Source organism: Candidatus Nomurabacteria bacterium, assembly GCA_020631975.1.
In the GTDB taxonomy this organism is placed as follows: Bacteria; Patescibacteriota; Saccharimonadia; order Saccharimonadales; family CAIOMD01; genus JACKGO01.
This window is the reverse complement of sequence record JACKGO010000008.1, coordinates 1-21,704: the sequence shown is the minus strand read 5'-3', so window position 1 is coordinate 21,704 and position 21,704 is coordinate 1. Positions and strand designations below refer to the sequence as shown.

At 42.7% G+C, this 21,704-nt stretch carries 22 protein-coding genes; 18 read left to right on the top strand and 4 right to left on the bottom strand.

Annotated elements, in window-relative coordinates:
* The first annotated feature begins 21 nt into the window (after positions 1–21).
* Entirely contained in the window at positions 22–2,628 is a 2,607-nt protein-coding gene (gene polA / locus H6795_04445) for a DNA polymerase I (GenBank protein MCB9817743.1), read from the top strand.
* A gap of 16 nt (positions 2,629–2,644) precedes the next feature.
* Positions 2,645–3,148 carry an NUDIX domain-containing protein gene (locus H6795_04440; GenBank protein MCB9817742.1) on the top strand — a complete coding sequence of 168 codons (504 nt, stop codon included), beginning with the start codon at positions 2,645–2,647 and terminating at the stop codon, positions 3,146–3,148.
* Here the strand turns inward: H6795_04440 and H6795_04435 are convergent.
* Positions 3,123–3,404 (bottom strand): hypothetical protein, encoded by a 282-nt coding sequence (locus tag H6795_04435; protein MCB9817741.1) that lies wholly within the window; start codon positions 3,402–3,404, stop codon positions 3,123–3,125. The two genes, H6795_04440 and H6795_04435, sit on opposite strands and share 26 nt — an antisense overlap.
* 15 nt (positions 3,405–3,419) lie before the next feature.
* Positions 3,420–3,788: a DUF202 domain-containing protein gene (locus H6795_04430; GenBank protein ID MCB9817740.1), complete on the bottom strand. Its 369-nt coding sequence runs from the start codon at positions 3,786–3,788 to the stop codon at positions 3,420–3,422.
* A gap of 70 nt (positions 3,789–3,858) precedes the next feature.
* Here H6795_04430 and H6795_04425 point away from each other — a divergent pair, with 70 nt between their 5' ends.
* From H6795_04425 to H6795_04405, 5 genes are all read left to right on the top strand, one after another.
* Positions 3,859–4,359: a hypothetical protein gene (locus H6795_04425; protein MCB9817739.1), complete on the top strand. Its 501-nt coding sequence runs from the start codon at positions 3,859–3,861 to the stop codon at positions 4,357–4,359.
* Between the two features lie 61 nt (positions 4,360–4,420).
* The gene (locus H6795_04420) at positions 4,421–5,008 is read left to right on the top strand and encodes a hypothetical protein (GenBank protein MCB9817738.1); all 588 of its coding nucleotides are present in this window, start codon (positions 4,421–4,423) and stop codon (positions 5,006–5,008) included.
* 143 nt (positions 5,009–5,151) lie between these two features.
* Positions 5,152–5,586 carry a dUTP diphosphatase gene (dut, locus tag H6795_04415; protein MCB9817737.1) on the top strand — a complete coding sequence of 145 codons (435 nt, stop codon included), beginning with the start codon at positions 5,152–5,154 and terminating at the stop codon, positions 5,584–5,586.
* A gap of 57 nt (positions 5,587–5,643) precedes the next feature.
* Positions 5,644–6,222 carry an HAD family phosphatase gene (locus tag H6795_04410; protein ID MCB9817736.1) on the top strand — a complete coding sequence of 193 codons (579 nt, stop codon included), beginning with the start codon at positions 5,644–5,646 and terminating at the stop codon, positions 6,220–6,222.
* Positions 6,223–6,259: 37 nt separating this feature from the next.
* Complete coding sequence (locus tag H6795_04405) at positions 6,260–7,417, top strand: alpha/beta hydrolase (GenBank protein ID MCB9817735.1); 1,158 nt, start codon at positions 6,260–6,262, stop codon at positions 7,415–7,417.
* Here H6795_04405 and H6795_04400 read toward each other — a convergent pair.
* Entirely contained in the window at positions 7,414–7,650 is a 237-nt protein-coding gene (locus H6795_04400) for a hypothetical protein (protein MCB9817734.1), read from the bottom strand. The genes H6795_04405 and H6795_04400 overlap by 4 nt on opposite strands.
* A gap of 86 nt (positions 7,651–7,736) precedes the next feature.
* Between H6795_04400 and mutM the strand changes: the two genes are divergently transcribed.
* Both mutM and holA read left to right on the top strand, forming a co-directional pair.
* Complete coding sequence (mutM, locus tag H6795_04395; GenBank protein ID MCB9817733.1) at positions 7,737–8,618, top strand: bifunctional DNA-formamidopyrimidine glycosylase/DNA-(apurinic or apyrimidinic site) lyase; 882 nt, start codon at positions 7,737–7,739, stop codon at positions 8,616–8,618.
* Between the two features lies 1 nt (position 8,619).
* The gene (gene holA, locus H6795_04390) at positions 8,620–9,573 is read left to right on the top strand and encodes a DNA polymerase III subunit delta (protein MCB9817732.1); all 954 of its coding nucleotides are present in this window, start codon (positions 8,620–8,622) and stop codon (positions 9,571–9,573) included.
* A 19-nt stretch (positions 9,574–9,592) separates the two neighbouring features.
* On the opposite strand, the gene rpsT is transcribed toward holA, so the two are convergent.
* On the bottom strand, positions 9,593–10,018 hold the full coding sequence (rpsT, locus tag H6795_04385) for a 30S ribosomal protein S20 (protein ID MCB9817731.1): 426 nt from the start codon (positions 10,016–10,018) through the stop codon (positions 9,593–9,595).
* A 147-nt stretch (positions 10,019–10,165) separates the two neighbouring features.
* Between rpsT and H6795_04380 the strand changes: the two genes are divergently transcribed.
* The 9 genes from H6795_04380 to H6795_04340 form a co-directional block, all read left to right on the top strand.
* The gene (locus H6795_04380; GenBank protein MCB9817730.1) at positions 10,166–12,148 is read left to right on the top strand and encodes a hypothetical protein; all 1,983 of its coding nucleotides are present in this window, start codon (positions 10,166–10,168) and stop codon (positions 12,146–12,148) included.
* Between the two features lie 48 nt (positions 12,149–12,196).
* Complete coding sequence (gene truB, locus H6795_04375; protein MCB9817729.1) at positions 12,197–12,889, top strand: tRNA pseudouridine(55) synthase TruB; 693 nt, start codon at positions 12,197–12,199, stop codon at positions 12,887–12,889.
* A gap of 74 nt (positions 12,890–12,963) precedes the next feature.
* Positions 12,964–13,230, top strand: a complete 267-nt coding sequence (rpsO, locus tag H6795_04370; GenBank protein MCB9817728.1) for a 30S ribosomal protein S15 — start codon at positions 12,964–12,966, stop codon at positions 13,228–13,230.
* A gap of 269 nt (positions 13,231–13,499) precedes the next feature.
* A complete protein-coding gene (gene pnp / locus H6795_04365) occupies positions 13,500–15,614 on the top strand; it encodes a polyribonucleotide nucleotidyltransferase (GenBank protein ID MCB9817727.1) in 2,115 nt (704 codons plus the stop codon).
* A 101-nt stretch (positions 15,615–15,715) separates the two neighbouring features.
* On the top strand, positions 15,716–16,327 hold the full coding sequence (locus H6795_04360; GenBank protein MCB9817726.1) for a uracil-DNA glycosylase: 612 nt from the start codon (positions 15,716–15,718) through the stop codon (positions 16,325–16,327).
* Positions 16,328–16,337: 10 nt separating this feature from the next.
* A complete protein-coding gene (locus H6795_04355) occupies positions 16,338–18,374 on the top strand; it encodes a ribonuclease J (GenBank protein MCB9817725.1) in 2,037 nt (678 codons plus the stop codon).
* Positions 18,375–18,495: 121 nt separating this feature from the next.
* A complete protein-coding gene (locus tag H6795_04350; protein ID MCB9817724.1) occupies positions 18,496–18,984 on the top strand; it encodes a hypothetical protein in 489 nt (162 codons plus the stop codon).
* Positions 18,985–19,024: 40 nt separating this feature from the next.
* A complete protein-coding gene (locus tag H6795_04345; protein MCB9817723.1) occupies positions 19,025–21,265 on the top strand; it encodes a DNA translocase FtsK 4TM domain-containing protein in 2,241 nt (746 codons plus the stop codon).
* Positions 21,266–21,337: 72 nt separating this feature from the next.
* A partial coding sequence (locus tag H6795_04340; protein ID MCB9817722.1) for a M23 family metallopeptidase occupies positions 21,338–21,704 on the top strand: 367 nt, incomplete at its 3' end.

Here is a 21,704-nt window from a genome sequence, read left to right as displayed (position 1 = left end):
ATACCAAGGAAGATAGGTGTTATGGCAGATGGCAAACCCCGCAAACGATTAGTCATTATTGATGGTAAATCTGTTTTTTACAGAGGCTATTATGCCATGCCAAATTTGAGCACAAAAGATGGTGTGCCAACGGGTGGTGTTTTTGGATTTGCGACGCTAAGTTTAGAAGTTATGAAGCGTTTACAGCCCGATTATGTGGTTGTTGCATGGGATAAACCCAAAACGAATATTCGCAAAAGATTAGACATATATCCAAAGTACAAAGCTGGGCGTAAACCGGCCCCAGCTGATTTTTACGTGCAAATACCAATCCTACATGAGCTACTAGAAGCACTTGGCTGGCCACTTTATGAACTAGATGATTATGAAGCTGACGATATAATGGCAGGGCTCGCAAAAAAAGCAACTGCGCAGGGTATAGAAACGGTACTTGTAACGAGCGATCTAGACGCCTTGCAGTGTGTTGACGAGCTAGTGAAAGTATATGCACTCAAAAAAGGCTTAAGTAACATAGAAGAATTTCACCCAGAAAGCTTTACGGCAAAATATGGTCTCAAAACAAGCCAGTTCCTTGACCTTAAAGCACTACAGGGTGACTCTTCTGATAATATTCCAGGCGTTCCTGGCGTGGGCGAAAAGACGGCAACGAGTTTGCTCCAGAAATATGAAACGTTAGATGGTGTATACGAAAATATCGATCTTATTAACGGGAGTGTGCACGATAAACTTGTGGCAGGCAAAGACAGCGCATACATGAGCAAAGAGCTTGCACGCTTGTATATCGACGCACCAATTGAGTTAGACTTGCATGCCACAGACGTAAGCAAGTTTGATGCCCCGCGCTTAAAAGGCGTGCTAGAAAAGCTAGAATTTAGATCGTTGATTCGCCAAATGCCAGAACTCGCTGATGTTGTGTCTGATAATGCAGATGCCAACTTTGAAATTCGGGCCCTACCATACGTGAAACTCGCCGACTTTGTATGGCAAAAACAACTGTGTATTGTAGGGTTTTTCACCGATATTCATAATACCAACTGCCAAGCACTCGTGATTGCTAACGACACGCACATTACCATACTAGACGAACCACACAAGCAACTAAATGGAGTAGTAAAAAAACAATTAGAGGGGTGCGTTGTGAGTGGTTACGACACCAAGCGTGTGGTAAGTCATTTGCTTCAAAATGGTGTACATACGTCCGTAGAGCACGACGTGAAAGTGGCAGCATTTGTTTTGAATTCTTTGCAATCGCCATTTGATTTGCATGCGATATCACAACGGGAGCTTGGTATAGATATACCGAATTTGCAAGATATTCCACCAGAAGATATAGGAGTATATGCTGCTGATATTGTTGGTGCAATACTTGAACTTACGGTGCGCCAAAACGAACAACTTAGTAGCATAGGCGCACTGCATAGAGTGGTACAAACTATGGAATGGCCGATGATACCAATTTTAGCTTCTATGGAATGCGAAGGGATTCAGCTAGACATACCATACCTTCGTGTTATGCAGCGGGAGTTTGAAGATATCATTAGTGATCTAGAACAGACGATATATGGGTTTGCCGGTCAAGAGTTTAATATTAGTAGCCCGCAACAGCTTGCAGAAGTACTATTTGAAACACTTGGTTTACCCGCGCAAGGTATAAAAAAGGGCAAAACTGGCTATAGTACAGCTGCAAGTGAGCTGGCAAAGCTCGTCGGTTACCACCCTATAGTGCCTGTGATTAGCAAATACCGTGAATACACTAAGCTAAAGAGTACATACGTAGATACATTACCGCTACAAGTTGCAGATGATGGTCGTATCCATACTACGTTTCATTTGACGATTGCACAAACTGGTAGGCTTTCGAGCTCTGACCCTAATTTACAAAATATTCCGGTACGGAGCGAAATAGGTAAAAAAATTCGTCATGCTTTTGTAGCGAAACAAGGGCATAGTTTTATTAGTGCAGATTACAGCCAGTTTGAACTCCGTTTGGCTGCTGTTTTAGCCGGCGACACAGACATGATAGAAGCGTTTAATAGCGGTGCAGATATACATACCAGAACTGCCGCAGAAGTGTACGGTGTTGCATTAGATGATGTAACAGCAGAAATGCGGAGTAATGCAAAAACGATTAACTTTGGTGTTTTGTACGGTATGAGCCCACACGGACTAAGTGTGGCAACGGGCATGACTATGAATGATGCCAAAGATTTTATAGATAAATATTTTGCTGCTCGGCAGCCACTCGTAAGCTATATTGAAAGCCTTAAGAAAAAGGCAAAAGAAGACGGATATGTAGAGACGTTGTTTGGCCGCCGCCGGCCAACACCAGATGTAACATCGAGCAACTTTATTGTTCGGATGAGCGCCGAGCGCCAAGCGGTGAATATGCCAATTCAAGGTACAGAAGCAGATATTATGAAACTCGCCATGATTAAACTAGAAAACGCTTTGCCTAAAACCGCCAAACAGCTTCTGCAAATACATGACAGTATTTTAGTAGAAGTTCTTGATAACGATATTGGTATAGCTGCAGACATTATGAAATCAACAATGGAAACAATTCATCCTCAGCTTGGTATCAACCTGAAAGTGGACGTTAAGACCGGTAAGCACTGGGGTGAACTATAATAAAGATACAGAATATATGACACATCTTTCTAGCCACACAACACAATATACAGCACGGAATAACTATGGTATTGGCGCCGGTGGTGTTGTGTATAAACGCATCAATACTGGTGTGCAATTTTTGTTATTAGGAAGAACTTCTGCGAATGCAGAGGTGACCTATCATCTCCCTAAGGGTACGCTACATATTGATGAGCCTATTGAAGCGTGTGCTTTGCGAGAGATAACAGAAGAGGCGGGGGTAAAGGTAGCATTAAAGACATATTTAGGTGGCGTGTGTGCATCGTACGATCTTGATGGGCATCATTATGAAAAAATCATTCATTATTATGCTGCGGAGTATGTTTCGGAGGCGGACCCAATGGATGCTGAACATGATTTTAAAGAGTGGTGTGACACGACTGACGCGTTAGAAAAATTATCACACAATCCAAAAAGGGAAGACAAATTAATAGAAAAGTGTAGTACGTACTTACGCAGCCACAAAAAGCCTTTTACCAAAAACAAACCAAAGCACTGATTGCTACGAGCACTACTGATGTGGCGCTCAACCATAAGCGTGCATATGAACTATGCAGAGGGGTTTGTTTGGGTGAGCTTAGGTGCGCAACAACAAGTGCAGAAAAGAGTGCTATTGTTGCCGTAATGATGCCAATAGGTTGCTGGGTAATGCCAGCAAGTTTCATAGCAAGAGCCGCTATTGCTACTAACGCAAGTGCTGTGCGTCGCCATGCAAAAAGGGTTCTACCAGAAGCATTAGATGGTTCTTTCTTCATAGATACCACATAACGCTATGTTATTATCGCTAAAATACTAATTATGCCAACTATCAAAATAACCACTGCTAAGGTAAACAATCCTTTGGGTGCCGGTAGCGGTGTTTTTGTTCGTATGGCTATTTCTACATTTGCCCATCTGAATACAGAGACAATCGCCAATACTGCACCCCCAATAGATAAAATGATTGCCGCTACACTAAAAGCCACCGGCACAGAAACACTATTTTTTAAGGCGGCCGCTCCTAAGCCAGTTGCTACCAGCGCCAATGCGGTGCGTAGCCCTGCTAGTGCAGTACGCTCGTTTGCCAGTGACACGCGGGCGTCTGGTTCTTCGCCGACACGGTAAATATATTTTGGCCAACGTTGTTTTTGCGAAGTCATATACATCAACTATAGCACGATGATAACCCCTTATGGTTGCACAATAGTATCAACGTTGTACACTAGTGCCATGAATACATTTATTGGTGGCATAACGCCACAGTTGGACTTTCCTCGGCAAGATTTATCAGACGATAATGCTCAGATGCTCGAGGTTATGTTAAGCAATCCACATGTATTAAACGTTTTTCATGAAACAGCCGAATCGGTCAATGCTGTGTATAGAGTAGGGCATCCAATCGTAAAAATTACTATAGAGCAACTATATGATTCGCAACATGCATGGGCTGCGAGTGTAGGTACTGCTGTGTATGAGGCGATAGCTGCGTTGGTGCAGAAGCCTACAACAGACATTAGCCCAGTTATGCTGGAGCATTTACAAAGCCCAGATAGCACAGAAGCATTAGTATATACGTTACAATCAGAACTGCAGGCTTTTTATCGTGACATGCCAAACACGGCAGCTGTCGTAGAAAGTGCGTCGTCACGCGTTACAGCAGACACAACGTACGCAGTGCTTGGTGCGGTTGTAACGCGGAATTTTGAACTAGTCGATGCTAACTATCAATAGCGTAAGAGTTAAAACACGCGCCGAAGTTGAAATATACTTATAAAAGTTATATAATATAAATATGGATCCAAGAGTTATTAGAATTATCCGCATCGTGCTCATACTGTTGGTGCTGTTTTTGTTTATTTGGTTAATTATTTGGCTTTTCCGCCCAAGCAAGCCATCAAATGAACCTGCCCAACCAACGACACCAGAAGCAACTGCCCAGCAAGAACAGCTGCAGAATGTACGCTACGTTCAAGATGGTGAAATTACCGGCCCAGAGCAGCATTATTCAATTGTTATTACAGTAAATGCTACAAGTCGCCGAATAGACATATATAACGGCTACAATGTAGGTCCAATGCGTTCAGAGAGCTATATAAACAACCAAGCGTCGTATGATGCATACTACAGTGCGCTAAAGAATGTGGGATTCTTCAGCACTAGAGATAATACAGATAACGTAGATCGTACAAGCTATTGTCCTTTGGGTATTCGCTATTCCTATATTGCAGGCAACGATCTTACAGACCCAGTATTAAATAGCTGGAGCGCATCATGTAACAGAAGAGCAGGTACCTTTGCTGGTAATGCTGGCAATGTAAAGACGCTGTTTAAAAATCAAATTCCAGATTACGCAACGCTCACCAAGGGTATTAACCTTTAAAATCGTTTAATTTTATAGCGTAGTTTGTAGCATTCATTTGCGCTAAGCGTATTATTAATATATATGAAATGACGCTTACAAAATAATTAATTTATCTTTATTGCGCATTACAATTTCGCGCAAGTGTGGCACAATAGTAACCGATGAACGTATTATTCAAAAAGCTCCGTGCAGATGCGGTTTTACCACAATACCAGACAGACGATAGTGCAGGTATGGATGTGTGTGCAGCCATTGATGAGCCAGTAGTTTTGGGGCATTTAGACCGTGCTACTATTCCGTGTGGTTTTGCTATGGCAATTCCACGTGGGTACGAAATTCAGGTGCGCGCCAGAAGCGGGTTAGCTGCCAAGCATGGCATAGGTCTCGTAAATGGTATAGGGACAATTGATTCAGATTACCGTGGTGAACTAGGGGTGATACTGATTAATTACTCTAAAGATTCGTTTACTATTAAAAATGGTGATAGAATTGCCCAAATTGTGCTGGCGCAAACCGAACGTATACACTGGAAAACTGTAGATAATCTTGATACTACCGGTCGTGGCCAAGGGGGCTATGGCAGCACAGGTGTGTAGCTGTTGTGCCTTATATGCAGCGCACGTAACGCCACAGGGTAGTGCTACAATAGTGCAATGATATACCGAGCAATAATTTTTGATTTCTTTGGCGTTGTAGGGCAGTCTACCTACCAGCTCGTTGGTGAAGACTATACATATACAGAAGCGCAAAACGCACAACTGCATGATTTACACAAAGCATTTGATAACGGCTTTGTCGGTGACCAAGAATTTTTGCAAACGTACGCACGTATTATTGGGTTGCCATACGAAAAATTTATAAAAAAATACTACACATCTGAACAGAGATTTCGTAATTCTTATGCTGTTTTGGCTCTTGTGGAATCATTAAAAAAAGATTATAAAGTTGGGCTCCTTAGTAACGTAGGGCAAGACGCGTATACAAAATTTATTGAACCAATTGTTCATCATTTTGACGAGGTAGTTACCAGCTATGATGCACAATTAGCCAAACCAGAACGGGCAATATTTGAGCTTATGGCGCACAAGCTTGGCGTAGATGTCAGCGAATGTATTATGATAGACGATTCAGAATCTAATTGCGAAGGTGCACGCGCTGCTGGTATGCAGGCTATTTGTTTTACAACATTAGACAATTTAAAACAAACTCTTCGTATATATTTAATACAATAAGTTTGCTAAACATGGTATAATATACCACTAGATAATTATGAACAGAGAAGACCCGTGGCTTCTGGAGCAACCTAGCTCACATAGTTCATACCCCATTCGCCACGAAGAAATTACCATAAAAACCTCATCATTCCGCAAGCAAGACATTTCGGTTCTTTTGTATCACCCAGAAACCCCTGCAAATAATCCGCTTGAAAGAGAGCTTGTTTTGTGCGAATCTGGCTGGACCGAAACCCGGTTAGACAAACAAGCCAGGTCTATTGGCCGGGTTGGTTTACATGCAGCATGTTTTAATCATCCCCGCCGTGGAGCCCTGCGTGATTTATGGTCACTGCTTGTAGCTAGCCGCAATCTTCGGGCGAACTGGCAAGAACTTTCTAATGCCATTTGGGAAGAAAAAGACCTAGAGCGTGCCGAAGGTGTATTGATTGATATGCTCGCAGATCAAGTTGCCGATGAAGATGATAGAAAAACGCTGTTTAGTGCTGCTGTGTCTGCAGGTAAATCTCGCCGCGACAATTTACTGGCAGTAACGGATAGACTGCGTGAAGAAAACTTTGACTTGCATTTACTTGGACATTCCTTAGGTGGAATTGACGTTACGATGGCAACAAAAGCAGCACCACAGCACGTTAAGTCGCTCTCGCTTGCAGGTCCTGGTGGTGTGATGATAAACGATTCTGTTGGTGGGATAATTCCGCGAGTTGCGGCCACAGTTGTTGGCGAAAGAGCAGAGGTGTTTCATAACGTACGTGAACTCGCCCGAATGGCAGTTAATACGGTACTCTTTATAGCAGAAAACCCAGCCCTTACCATTTACGAAGGTGGCTACGCGGCAACGAGCCGTTTAGAAAAATCATTATGGGATATTATGGCCGACTACGGCATACCCACAACTTTGATATTGGGCGAAAAAGATAAAATGTTCCCAACAGACATTGTTACACAAGATATACAGCCTATACCTTTTGCAGGGACAGTCATAATTCCTGGCGCGGGCCATAATATGACCCTGCACCAAGCTGATATTGTGGCTAGAATTATGAGAAATATCGCTATGGATGTTGATGATAGGCGCTCAGGTAGGTTAGAAGTAAATATGAAAAATGCGCTTGCAATGCGAGCTCATTTACGACCTACCGATACCATGAGTATGACAGATGTAGAGATAGATTTATTTAAACGTAACGACTAACCAATTTTAATACGAAATTTTTTGGTAATACCACAACGGGTAATGATATCTGTTTGGCGCATACGTAGTTCGGTGGCTAGTATGCCGTTAGGTACACTGAGCCATAAAATATCATTTCTAAGAGAAATCTTAGCAGTGAAATTAAACTGCTGCTTGCAATAGTGCTTTAGAGCAGTTACTTCTGTTGGTTCGTCTACGTCTTTTTTAGCAAGTAAATCTTTAATACTGTCCATCTACTTAATAGTAACGAGTTGCGAGACGTACGTAAACAGTAGTTCTTAAGCTGTAATCTGCCAGTAGTCTGCTGTAGACTAAAAGCATGCCAGAGTTACCAGAAGTAGAAACAGTGAGAATAGGTTTGAAAAAGTTAATCATTGGTAAAACCATTGTTAATGTTTCGTTCGATTGGCCAAAAAGTTTTCCTAATGATCCGCAGCAAACAGCGGCCTTTATACTAAACGCACGCATTCAAAACGTCCGGCGCAGAGCCAAGGTGCTCATGATAGATGTATCCACAGACTATAGCTTAGTTATTCATTTAAAAATGACGGGGCAGTTGGTATACCGCGGTGAACAAACATTTGGTGCAGGTCACCCGAATGATAGCTTAGTAGGAGATTTACCAGATAAATCTACGCGAGTCACCATAACTTTTGCAGATAATTCCCAACTATTTTTTAACGATCAACGTAAATTTGGCTGGATGAGGCTTATCCCTACGCTAGAAATACCAAATATTGATTTTATGAAAAAAGTTGGCCCAGAACCACTAGAACCTAGCTTTACTCTGCAGGTATTTCAGGACCAATTACTGCGCCGTAAAAACACGAACATCAAAGCAGCGCTTCTAGACCAGACTGTCGTAGCTGGCATTGGCAATATCTATGCCGATGAATCGTTGTTTATGGCTGGTATTCACCCAAAAAGCATCGTCGGAGCAATCCCTAAGCGGCGTATCAATCTATTGCACGATTCGGTAGTGCATGTTTTGCAACTAAGTATTAATAAAGGTGGATCAACTGATAAAAACTATGTGAATGCAGAAGGCAAAAAGGGTAGTTACATGAGTTTTGCAAAAGTATTTAGACAAGAAGGAAACATCTGCCCAAACGGTTGTGGCAGTATAATAGAAAAGATAAAAGTAGCAGGCAGGGGCACGCACATATGCAAAAAGTGCCAAAAACTGTATAAAGTAGCGTAGCATGACATATTTATATTACGGAGAAAACACCCAAGAAAGAGATGCAGCCGTAAAGGCGTTGCTCGGTTCTTTTATTGCTGTTAATGGCGACATGGCGGTAGATGTTATAGACACAGAAATGGCAGAACCCGCGGATGCTATAGATGCTGTTACTACCGTGCCGTTTTTATCGCCTAAGCGCTTAGTGGTTTTACGATACGTAAGTAGCAATAAGGAGCTCGCCCTCGCTATAGAAACCCTACTTAACAGGATTGCCGATACCACTGATGTTTTGTTTATAGAATCACACTTAGATGCTCGTAGTGTATTTGCGAAAACACTTAAGAAGCAGGTAAACGAAGTAAAACATTTTGAATCTATAGAAGGACCACAATTACAAGGCTGGGTGGTACAAGAGGCTGCGAAGCTTGGCGGTACAATCGCCCCGCGAGATGCACAGCTACTGCTTGATAGAGTCGGCCATAACCAGCAGCTTATTCATAATGAGCTCGTCAAGCTTATTTTAGTAGACACTACAATCAGTACCGATCTTATACGAGAAATGACACACGTTACACCAAGTAGCAGTGTGTTTGCGATGCTAGATGCTATTATGCAGGGGAATGTTGGTGGCGCATCACGAATGTATTATGAGCAGCGGGCTCAAGGCATGGAACCGCAAGCCATTTTGGGTATGATTATATGGCAGCTGCATAGTTTAGCTATTACTGTTGTATCACGTCAGCTGCCCGCAGATGATATCGCCAAAAAAACCAAACTTAACCCGTTTGTTATAAGGAAGAACATGACTATTGCTAAAAAAATTTCTAAGAAACAAATGGTAGCTCTACTAGACGCTGTCATTGCAACAGACACAACCATAAAGACTGGCAAGGCTAAAGCAGACTCTGCCATCCATGCTTTATTCATAGAACTCGCGTCTATTATTAATCCTACGCAATCAGCGGTTAGCTAAAAAAGCATACAACAGAATACTATTTAGAAGAGTTTTTTTTGGATGTTTTCGGTTTTGTAACAGCCGGTTTTTTAGCGGCTGGCTTTTTTGCAGCAGCTTTACGAGCAGGTTTTACTGGAGTTTTAGCTGGTTTTTTGGCAACAGTGGTTTTAGCGGCTGGCTTTTTAGCAGCAGCAGGCTTAACCCCAGCTTTTTTAGCAGCAGCACTGAGCTGGCTTTTTTTGCGGGCAGCTTTATTCTTGTGTATAACATTCTTTTTTGCAGCAGTATCTATAGCGCTAACTGCTTGTGTGTGGGCATCTGTAATTTCTTTAGACTTACCACCAGCAATTGCTTTATGAAACGACTTAACGGTTTCTCTCATTGTTCTTCTTGTTTTGGCATTTCGTACTGTTGCTTTTTGGCTAACGCGCACGCGCTTTTTAGCGGATTTAATAATTGGCATGAAGCTCCTTCTTTACTATTGCTTTATCGTTATAAACTTCAACAGCAAAGTATACTGTAAAATTGGTAAATTTGCAATAATTTGCTTGCATAAGCATAATCGGCGTGATACGCTGGCATTGTAAACTCTAATTAAAAACCAAAAACAATGGACCAAAACGCTAAAGCACAAGCGGTAGAACGTATAAAAGAAGCGCAAAATGTACTTATTACGGTAAGTACTGATCCTTCTATTGACCAACTTTCGGCTGCTATTGGCTTGACGTTACTATTGAATAAACTCGATAAACGAGCCACGGCAGTATTTAGTGGCGAAATACCATCTACATTAGAGTTTCTTAGACCAGAAGACACAATAGAGCAAACAACCGATTCATTGCGTGATTTCATCGTATCGTTAGATAAAGCAAAGGCAGATAAACTACGATATAAAGTAGAAGATGAAGTGGTGCGAATATTCATCACACCATATAAAACCAAACTCACAGAAGAAGATTTAATTTTTAGCCAAGGTGATTTCAATGTTGACGTCGTTTTAGCACTTGGTGTAGACAACAGGGAACACATAGACCAAGCAATTATGGCGCACGGCAGAATACTACATGATGCGACCGTTGTAAGTGTCATGGCAGGCGAAGCAACGAGCGATGTCGGGAGTATAAATTGGCAGGACCCAAATGCGAGTAGTCTGTGCGAAATGTTAATGAGTATTAGTGAATCTCTAAAATCTGGAACCATAGACAATCAAATAGCCACCGCGTTTCTGACAGGTATCGTTGCTATGACAGATAGGTTTAAAAATGAAAAAACGACACCTAAAGTAATGACCATGAGTGCCCAATTAATGGCTGCGGGCGCTAACCAGCAACTTATTGCAGCTGAGTTAACTCCACCAGAACCAGAAGAGCCAGAAGAAGTTCCAGAAGATCAGCTGACGGAACCTTCGGATGATGACGATGAATCCCAGCAAGAAGAAGGTGTGATTACACTACACCATGATGAAGAGCCCACGCAAGAAGAGCCTACCGTTCCAATAGAAGAAGTAGAGGATGATCGGGTGCACATAGATGATGAAGGTGAATTTTCTAATGCAGAACAATTGCGTGAAGTTGTAGAACAAGTGCAACAAAACAAGCATGCTACGAGCACCCACGAAAAACGGATAGAACCATTGCCAGAAAGTGACGCACCAGATAGTGTTACGGTTGATGAAGTACTTTCTCCTGATGCTCCGACCACCGAAAACACCGATGCTGTAGAACCACAAACACCAGAAACAACCACAGATAGTCAGCCACCGATTCCGGGCCAAGAGATTCAGCCAAGTACAGACACTTCAGACGATACAGAAATTTCATTGCCTAGCCCCGTAGAACAAGTAGACTACCCCCCAATAACTGGTCAACAAGCTGCTTATTTAGAAAATGCCCCGACGGACGCGAATCAGCAAGATGAATTTGTTATGCAAACAGACGAAGAATTACCAAGTATAGAACCCGCAAAAGAAGGTTCATATTCAAAATTTTTAAAAGATAAACCAACCATTGATAAACCACTGAACGCTACCAACGATACAAATGCAGCAGAAATGGCAGACGATCCGCTCGCGAGCATTCCACAGGCAGGTCCTGTGGCAGAAAACTACGATGATTCGCCACTACTATCTACTCAACACGATGCTGAATCACCGAGAGCTACCGAGGTGCCTACAACAGAAGACACGCGCTTGAGCGACGATGGCGAAACTGGTACCAAGCCAAATATTCCACTTGGTCCAAATGTAAGCCAAGACAATACGTTATCAGAAATTGAAGCTAATGTAGAAAACTTTGAAAACCAGGTAAATGAAGTAGCTGGTGCGTCTGAAGAAGACGCTCGCCAAGCTGTTATGGAGGCTATAAGCCAAGCTGGCCCTTCTGAGTATGAACCACCTCAACAAAACATAGGTGCTCAGTTTGTACCGCTAGATTCAGAAGTGCCGCCAAGTGATGGTGGGCAATCACAGCCCGCTCCAGAGCAAGAGCCAACAGACCCACCACCAAGTGTGCCACCACCCATAATGCCACCACAGTTCCCAATACCTGGTGCTGAAGTATACGAACCAAGCAACGAACCACCACAACCACGCTAACATTTTAATGTACATACTCCCACGGCAGACTTGGGGTACAATAAACAGATGATAGAAGGGTTATTGTTAATTGATAAGCCAGCAGGAATATCCAGTTTTGGGGTTGTTGCGAAAGTTCGCGGTATTGTACGCGCTAAAACAGGAATCAAAAAAATTAAGGTAGGTCACACTGGTACGCTAGACCCAGCGGCGACAGGATTACTGATTCTTGCAGTGGGCTCATATACTAAAAAAGTGCCTCTGCTTATGAAACAAGATAAAACATATTTTGTGACAATGAAACTTGGCCAAACTTCATCTACTGGCGATAAAGAAGGTGAGATTTCTGCAGGGAACGCGTATGTGCCAACACAACAAGAAGTGCATGATGTAATTACGTTTTTTACTGGTAGTATGATGCAAACTCCACCAGTGTTTAGTGCCTTAAAACTGAATGGCCGCCGAGCATACGATTTGGCACGCCAAGGCAAAGAGTTTACGATGCAACCACGCCCAGTTATGGTGCATAGTAGTGAACTTAATTCGTATACATACCCGTTCGTCACCTTTACGACACATGTTGGTAGTGGTACGTACATACGCAGTCTGGTAGAAGATATTGGCAACAAATTAGGCACCGGTGCATACATGAGTGATTTACGGCGAACAAAAATTGGTTCCTACATGCTAGAAGAGGCGGTACCCTTAGGCGAATTGAATACAGAAACGATACAAAGCTACCTACAAATAGACTTGAAATAAAATAGTATATCTGTTAGAATACAACTAACGCCATCAATACTAACTATTTAATCTAGACGAAAGAGGAACACTACTTGATTGCTACAGATAAGAAAACCGATATTATTAAGGCGCACCAGAAGAACAAAACTGACACAGGCTCACCAGAGGTGCAAGTTAGTATTATGACAGCTCGCATAAGCGAAATAACGGAGCACTTAAAGGTCAATAAGCACGATTATATGGCTCGTCGCGGACTCTTGCAATTGGTTGGCAAGCGCAAACGATTACTTAAATACCTTGCTGACACTAACCCTGATGCATATCTAAAATTAGTTAAAAAACTAGGCTTACGAAAATAGTTTGACCACTCGCGTAGCGCAAGACACGTTTCTTGCGACATGCTAGAGGCCTAACCAGTACGTTGGTAACTCTCACTTGTGTAACGATTGAGTGTACCACTAAAAAAACTAGCGATAACCTCTTACATTAAAAAATAATACAAGCATGACACTGCGACGGTGGTGGAGCGGCTATACGAAAGAACATATGTCACGCATAGAGGTTGTTCTTGGTATATCTGACCCTGCTACTTTTGCCTTGGCAGCTTAAGAAAGGAATTATACCTATAATGGGAGATATAATTAACCCCTACAATAAACCAATAATAACCGTAGAAAAAGATTTTTTAGGACGTAAACTCAGTTTAGAAGTTAACCGAGTAGGATTTCGGGCAACAGCGAGCGTTATTGTACGCTACGGCGAAACCGTTGTACTTGGTACAGCTATGGTGAGCCCAGAGCGTCTTAGCCATTTTGATTATTTTCCGCTCAGCATTAACTATGAAGAAAAAATGTATGCAGCTGGTAAAGTCAGTGGGAGCCGTTTTATTAAGCGCGAAGGTCGTCCGAGCGATGACGCTATTTTAATAGGCCGTTTAATAGACCGCCCAATTCGCCCACTGTGGCCAAAAGGCTATCGGCACGAAGTGCAAGGTGTCGCAACGATACTAAGCACAGACCCAGAATTTAGACCAGATATGATTGCTATGATTGCCATGAGTGCTGCTTTTAGCCTAACAGGCGCACCGTTTGACGGCCCAGTTGCTGGTTTAAGAGTCACTCAAGTTGATGGTGAATACAAAGCGTTTGTTAAGGGCGACGAGTATGATAAAGGAGTGCTAGATCTAGTTGTAGCCGGTACAAAAAATGGTGTCATGATGGTAGAAGCTGGTGCCAGCGAAGTTTCAGAAGAAACTATTGCCGACGCCATTGAATGGGCTTTCAACGCCATACAACCCGCCATTGAACTACAAGAAGAACTTGTTAAAAAAGTAGGCGTTCGCGAACAAGCATTTGAGCTTGATCTCCCTGATGAAACGATTCAAAAAACCGTTAATACATGGGTAGAGGGTAAATTTGGCCAACAACTACGTGCTCCATATCCAGAGCGCAATGATCTTGTATACGAACTCCGTGCAGCTTTTCATAACGCAATGGAAGACGAGGTTGGTGAAGATGATTACGCAGACCTAAAACGCGAATACGACGATGCATTTACCTTAGCACTACATAAAGATGTCAGAGAAGGCATTATTAAAGACGGCGTGCGCCCAGATGGCAGAGGGTTCGAAGATATCCGTCCTTTAAGTAGCCAAACAGGCTTATTGCCACGAGCACACGGCTCGAGTTTGTTCACCCGCGGTGTTACTCAAGCATTAAACATCGTCACGCTCGCACCGCTTAGCTACGCTCAATTAGTAGACACAATGGAAAAATCAGGCGAACGACGGTACATACACCATTACAATGCACCCGGCTGGACAGTAGGCGAAGTGCAAAGAATAGGCAGCCCTGGTCGCCGCGAAATTGGCCATGGTTACTTAGCAGAACGTGCTTTAACCGCTGTTTTACCAAGCGAAGCTGATTTTCCTTACATGATACGATCGGTGACAGAAATTATGAGTCAAAACGGCTCAACCAGTATGGCTGCAACATGTAGTAGTTGTTTAGCACTTATGGACGCTGGTGTTCCACTTAAGCGACCGGTTAGCGGTATCGCCATGGGTCTTATTATGGACGGAGACACCCCAATCATTTTAAGTGATATTGCTGATGCAGAAGATTTTGCCGGCGATATGGACTTTAAAGTAACGGGTACCAGCGAAGGTATAACCGCTCTACAAATGGATATGAAAGTGCATGGTTTACCGGTGTCTGTTTTACGTAAAGCACTTGCTCAGGGAAAAACTGGCAGGGCACATATATTGCAGCACATGGTTAGTGTCATGCCAGCCCCAAGCAAAGAACTCAGCCCATATGCCCCACGGGTAGAATCTATAAAAATCAACCCAGATAAAATACGTGATGTTATTGGCAAGGGCGGCGAAATGATTAATAGAATTATCGATGAAACCGGCGCAGAAATAGACATCAAAGACGACGGTACGGTATTTATAGCGAGCCCAGATGGCGATAGCATAGCCAAGACAAAAGAGTGGATTGCTCGCCTTACAGAAGAACCAGAAGTAGGCAAGGTCTATAAAGGTACTGTTGCCAAGGTAATGGACTTTGGCGCATTTGTTACTATTTTACCCGGCATAGATGGTATGGTGCATGTCAGTGAAATGGCAGATAAAAGGGTAGAAAACCCGCGCGATATCGTGAATGAAGGCGATGAAGTGATGGTAAAACTTATGGCAATTGACGATCGCGGTCGCCTGAGCCTAAGTATGAAAAAAGCCTAAATAGGGATAAAGCAATAAGCGAGTATGTTTGTACGTGAAAATATAAATAATGTTGTACACAGGACTTTTCGTAGCTTCGTCTACTAATTGCAAAGACCAACATGACTAAGCAAGAACGTTTAGATCAAATAAAAGCAGACATTGTCACGAGCAATGTCTGCCCAGATTTGGCCTCAACCGCCACGAACCTTGTATTTGGCAGTGGTAACCCAAATGCAGAAATAGTGTTTATTGGAGAAGCCCCAGGCAAACAAGAAGACGAACAGGGCTTACCGTTTGTTGGTGCGAGTGGTAAATTTTTAAACGAAATGTTGGGCAGCATTAACATGCGCAGAGAAGAAATCTATATAACCAATATTGTAAAATATCGGCCACCACACAATCGCGATCCACAACCCGACGAAAAAGCAGCATTTTTACCATTTCTGCAACGTCAACTTGCTATAATACAACCTACATTAGTCGTGACGTTAGGCCGTCATTCAATGACGTGTTTTCTGCCAACAGCCAAGATTAGTGAAGTTCACGGCCAAGCGAAACGAATACAATGGGGCATAGGGGCAGTAGACGGTAGCAAAAAAAGCGAAAAAATTATTATTTTACCCCTATATCATCCAGCTGCAGCATTATATAACGGATCAATGCGTACTGTACTACAACAAGATTTCAGTACAATACCTACAATTCTCACATTAATTAGAAAAGGAAAATAAAGGAACAATTATGACAGAACAAACTAATAAGCGGCCCGCTTCTAAAGGGCAAAACAACAAACAACCAAATAATAAAATTAATTTGAATGCTCCCGCCGTATCGCGTGGTGCTGCTATTCGTGCACAGCGGCGTGCCCATGACGACGCGAATCGTGTGATTAAGCAGTATTTGCCAGCAAACGTAGAAATCGCAGAGCAACAAACAAGAAGAGCTAATGTAATCACCGATGATTTCGATAAGCTTAAAATTACCTATTTGGGCGGCCAAGAAGAAATCGGTGAAAAGAACATGCAAATTATAGAATGGAAGAACAGTGCAATTGTTATAGATTGTGGCAACTGGTTGGGCATTGAACTGCCTGGTATTAACTATTCTATTAATGACACAACTTATCTAGAAAAAATTAAGCACAAGATTAAAGGCTATATTATTAGCCACGGTCACTTAGACCATTTAGGTGGTTTAAAACATATTGTGCCTAAGTTCCCGGCACCTATCTATGGTTCGAGCTTTACCATTGGGGTGATTCAAAAAACATTCGAAGAAATACCGGCAGAAGAAGACCAATCTTTTGTACCGCGAACTATTGTTATGAATATGGACAACCATGAACGGCTTAAAATTGGTGAATTCTTTATTGAGCTTGTACGTGTTACCCATTCAGTGCCAGAATCGAGCTTTATTGTAGTAGATACACCTGTTGGCAGAATCATCAATAGTGGTGACTGGCGCTTAGACCCAGAGCCTCTAGACGATAAACCAACAGATGTTGAACGATTAAAGCAGCTCGGTGATGAAGGCGTACTTTTACTTATGAGTGATAGCACGGGAACGGCTCATTTAGGCAGAACCCCAACTGAAGACACACTTCAAGACAGTTTTCATGACATTATCAATCATGCAGAAGGCAGGGTGTTTGTAGCGATATTTTCTAGCAATATGAACCGTGTGCAAATGATTGTAAACGCTGCAGTACAGGCCGGCAGAAAAGTTGCGCTAGACGGTAGAAGCATGATGAACTATGCAGAAATTGCTATACGCCAAGGTATATTAAAAATCCCCAAAGGCACCGTTACAACAATGCGTGAAATCGCGAGCTTGCAAGATAACAAGATACTCGTTATTTGTACAGGTGGGCAGGGCGAGCCGAATGCTGCTTTACAACGCATGGCAGAAGGTAACCATAACCACATTACCTTAAAGCCAGGTGACTCAGTCATAGTAAGCTCTACTCCTATTCCAGGCAACGAAGTGCGTTACCAAACCATTGGTAATGAGCTATCGGCGCGTGGCTTACACCTCTTTAGGCATCCCACCCACGAAGTAGATGGATGCGGGCCATTGCACGTATCGGGTCACGCCCGTAGAGACGAATATAAAGAGTTGTTGCATATTATACGGCCTAAATATTTTGTGCCTATATACGCTGGCCACTTACACCGTCGCTACTACGTAGATATGGCTGTAGAAGAAGGTTGGCCACGCAAAAATACTTTTTTGGTGACAAATGGCGATAGCTTATTGCTCACAGACAACTCATGTGAAGAGGGTCCTAAAGAACCCCATGGAAATATTTTGGTAGACCAAACAGGTGCAGTCGTTTCTAATGTTGTCATTAGAGATAGGTTACTTATGGGCCAAGACGGGTTAGTGGTCGTTGTCTTAACAGTAGACAAAAAGACAAGCAGTAATCTTACAAGTCCAGATATCATAAGCCGCGGTTTCATTTATATGCGCGATAACGAAAGCCTTATGAACGATTTACGTGTCGAGCTAAAACGAGCTGTTACGCAGCGCTTTAAACGTGTAGAACTTGATAGGTTTAAACAAGAAATCAAAGAACATGTAACACACTTCTTATACGATCGCACGCAACGTTCGCCAATAGTTATTCCAGTCATAAATGTGGTTGGCGGGGCATCTTCTAAGCAGCAAAACACCAAACCAAACGAGCAACAAGATCCTCAAGTTATTGCTGAAGATCAAGCCAAACGGTTTGCTCAGATGCGTGCTCAACTGCTTGGCCAAGAAGTTAAAACAGACTAAACATTTGCATTAGATAGGTTGAACCACGTAACCATCATTTGTACAAGAGAGTCTTGTGTCGGGCTACTAATTCTGCACTAAAAACTAGACATAAGCAGTAAAGTGTGGTATTATATACTACATGGTAATTAAAAGAAAAACCCCCAGACATTTACAACTCGTCCACTCTGGTGAACCACAGGCTAACACACCCTACGATATTGCGACTATCCTAGATATTGTTGGAACGTACTTAAACCAGCAGGAAGACGGTTTTGACACAAGCCATACCATTGCTATTCACGGTGAAGTTGTTTTAGACAACACAGATATACCCGTCGTACCACTTACGGTAGAGTTATACGACACAGAAGTACAATACGGACCAGCCAAACCAATTGTGTTGGCGCGTTTTATTGTTGCCAGACTTAGCTCTGATATGCAGCCCGTACCAGACGAGCAAGACGTGTACGAACTTAGGCGGTATCCGTTTAAGAATTCGTATAGTTTGTATCGTATATCTGAATTTTCTACAGATAAAGGTCCAAGACAAGTAGCTCATCTATGCGACGAAGACCAAGTAAATACTGTGGCAGATTTACTAGATCATTTTCATGAAGTAAATGAATAACTCATGGTACATATTAAAATAGGGTAAAATAGTATAAGCAATGGCAAAAAAGAAGAAAACCACGAAAGCAAAACGTAAATCCAAAAAGATTGACGAAACAGCTCCTAAAACGGTGAGTTATTTTTGGCGCCAAGTATATGCATTCGCCTTAATTGTGCTTGCTATTTTTATATTCTTGGGTGGTTTTAATATGGGCGGTAAACTGCCAATAAGTTTGTTTGATATTACTGCATGGTTAGTGGGCTTTGTTGCCTACATTATTCCGTTTGTATTAATATTTCTCGCTATTCACAAACTTCGCCACGAAGAGTTTATGATACCAATTGGTAAACTTCTGGCTAGTTTACTATTTATCGTGTCACTTTCTGGTGCATTGCACGTATTTTTAAGCAGAGAAGACGCTAATTCAGCTGCCGCGGCAGGCACATACGGTGGGCATGTTGGCAGTATTGTCAGCGGTGTGTCGCTAAGTGTATTAAACGATGTAACATCATTTATATTACTATTATTTTTGGCATGGGTAGGCTTTATGCTTATGTTTGGGCTTTCGCCAAAAGTGTTATTGCAAAAGTTTAAAAACCTCTTTATCCGCGAAGAAGCAGACACCGATCTAGCAACGCTGAAAGAACAGCCTAAGAAGCTACGAATGAACGAAAACGTACCTGTCGAGCACCATAAAGACGACGAACAACTCGCCAGTGGTCCGCGCCGTTCTACCTTTAAGAATTCAGTAGAACCGCTCACGGCAACAGAAAATCATGCACCATTGGTTATGGCGGCAGATCCTAACTGGAAGGTTCCACCACTGTCGCTATTAAGTGCTAAACAAGATAAGGCTGACCCAGGTGATGTTGAAGGCAACGCAGAACGTATTAAACAGGCACTAGCTAATTTTGGCATAGAAGTCACCATGGAAGACGCCAACATTAGTGCTCGGGTGACGCAATACACTATGCGTGCTCCGCAAGGGGTAAAGATGAGCAAAATCGCCAACCTGGCGGATAATATTTCATATGAGCTTGGAGCGCATAGCGTACGTGTCGAGGCACCGATTCCTGGCAAAAAAGCTGTTGGTGTAGAAGTACCAAATAAAGACTCTGCCACAGTTACACTGCGCAGCTTACTCAAACGACCCGAATGGGTGGCACAAAAAAGCAAATTAGCCTTTGCGGTTGGCCAAGATATAGCGGGCGATCCTGTCTACGCAGACCTAGATTCTATGCCGCACCTACTTATTGCCGGGCAAACAAAATCAGGTAAATCGGTCATGGTGAACACGCTACTTACCAGTTTGCTCTACACCAATAGCCCAGCAGACGTAAAACTTATTTTGGTTGACCCAAAGTTTGTAGAAATGGAGCCATACAACGATATTCCACATCTACTCACACCAGTTATTAACGATCCAGAAAAGTGTGTGAGTGCACTTAAGTGGGCCGTCGCAGAAATGGAACGGCGCTATAAGATATTAAAGCAAGAAAAAGTTCGTGAAATCCATGCCTATAACGAAAAGATGCCGAACGAGAAAATGCCATATATTGTGATTGTTATAGATGAACTTGCAGATCTTATGCAAATGGCGGCTCGTGATGTTGAGGCATTGATTGTACGTATTGCTCAAAAAGCGCGCGCTGTTGGTATTCACCTGGTGCTTGCCACACAGAGCCCACGTGTAACGGTTATTACCGGGTTAATTAAAGCTAACGTGCCTGCACGTATTGCCTTTACGGTGTCGCAAGAGGTAGAATCGCGTATTATCTTAGACCAAAGCGGGGCAGAAAAGCTACTTGGTTACGGTGATATGTTGTTTTACACCACCGATATGCCTAAGCCAATTCGTGTTCAGGGGAGCTTAATTACTACAGAAGAAACTAACAAAGTAACCGACTTTTTGCGTGAACAACAAGAACCAACCTACGATGACGAGATCGTGAGCATGCCCGTGCAGTTTAATGGCAAAGGCGGCATAGTGCCAGATGTTGGCCCGAGCAATAGCGAAGACAGCGAATTTAAAGACGCCGTGCGTGTAGTCGTAGAAGGTGGCAAAGCCAGCACCAGCTTGTTGCAAAGGCGTTTGCGTATTGGGTACGGCAAAGCCAGCCGTATTATTGACGAAATGGAAGAACGGGGCATTGTTGGCCCAGCTGATGGCTCACGCCCAAGAGAAGTGTTAATACACAGCGTAGAAGAGGCATTTGGTTCCGGCGCAACAGATGATGAAGACGATATAACGCATATACCGGTGTCTGATGACCCGCGTGATGAATATCTTACCCACTAACCTCTTTACAATTGCTGTAAAATTGTATTTAATAAAACCATAAGCACAAAAAACTAAAAAAGGAAAAACAAAATGTCATTGGCTAATCGTAACGGGCGCACTACTTGGGTCCCACACTCCAGGGCTAAAGTAACAAAAAAATACGGAGTTAAAGATAGTCAGTATAGCGCTGGTCATCATACTGGAACAGACATAGCTATTCAAGGTAGTAGCGGTCAAAAAATCATATGGGCACCGTCTGTAAAGGGTAAGGTGGTACGGCGTGGTTATGATCCGAATGGATATGGCAATTATGTCGTAATTAAGTCTGAAAATAACAGGCAATGGCTTTTAGCACACATGAGAAATCCTGGTCCGCGTGTTGGCACAGTTTTAAATCAAGGTGATAAGATTGGTAATATTGGAGCAACAGGCAATGTGTCGGGACCACATCTTCATA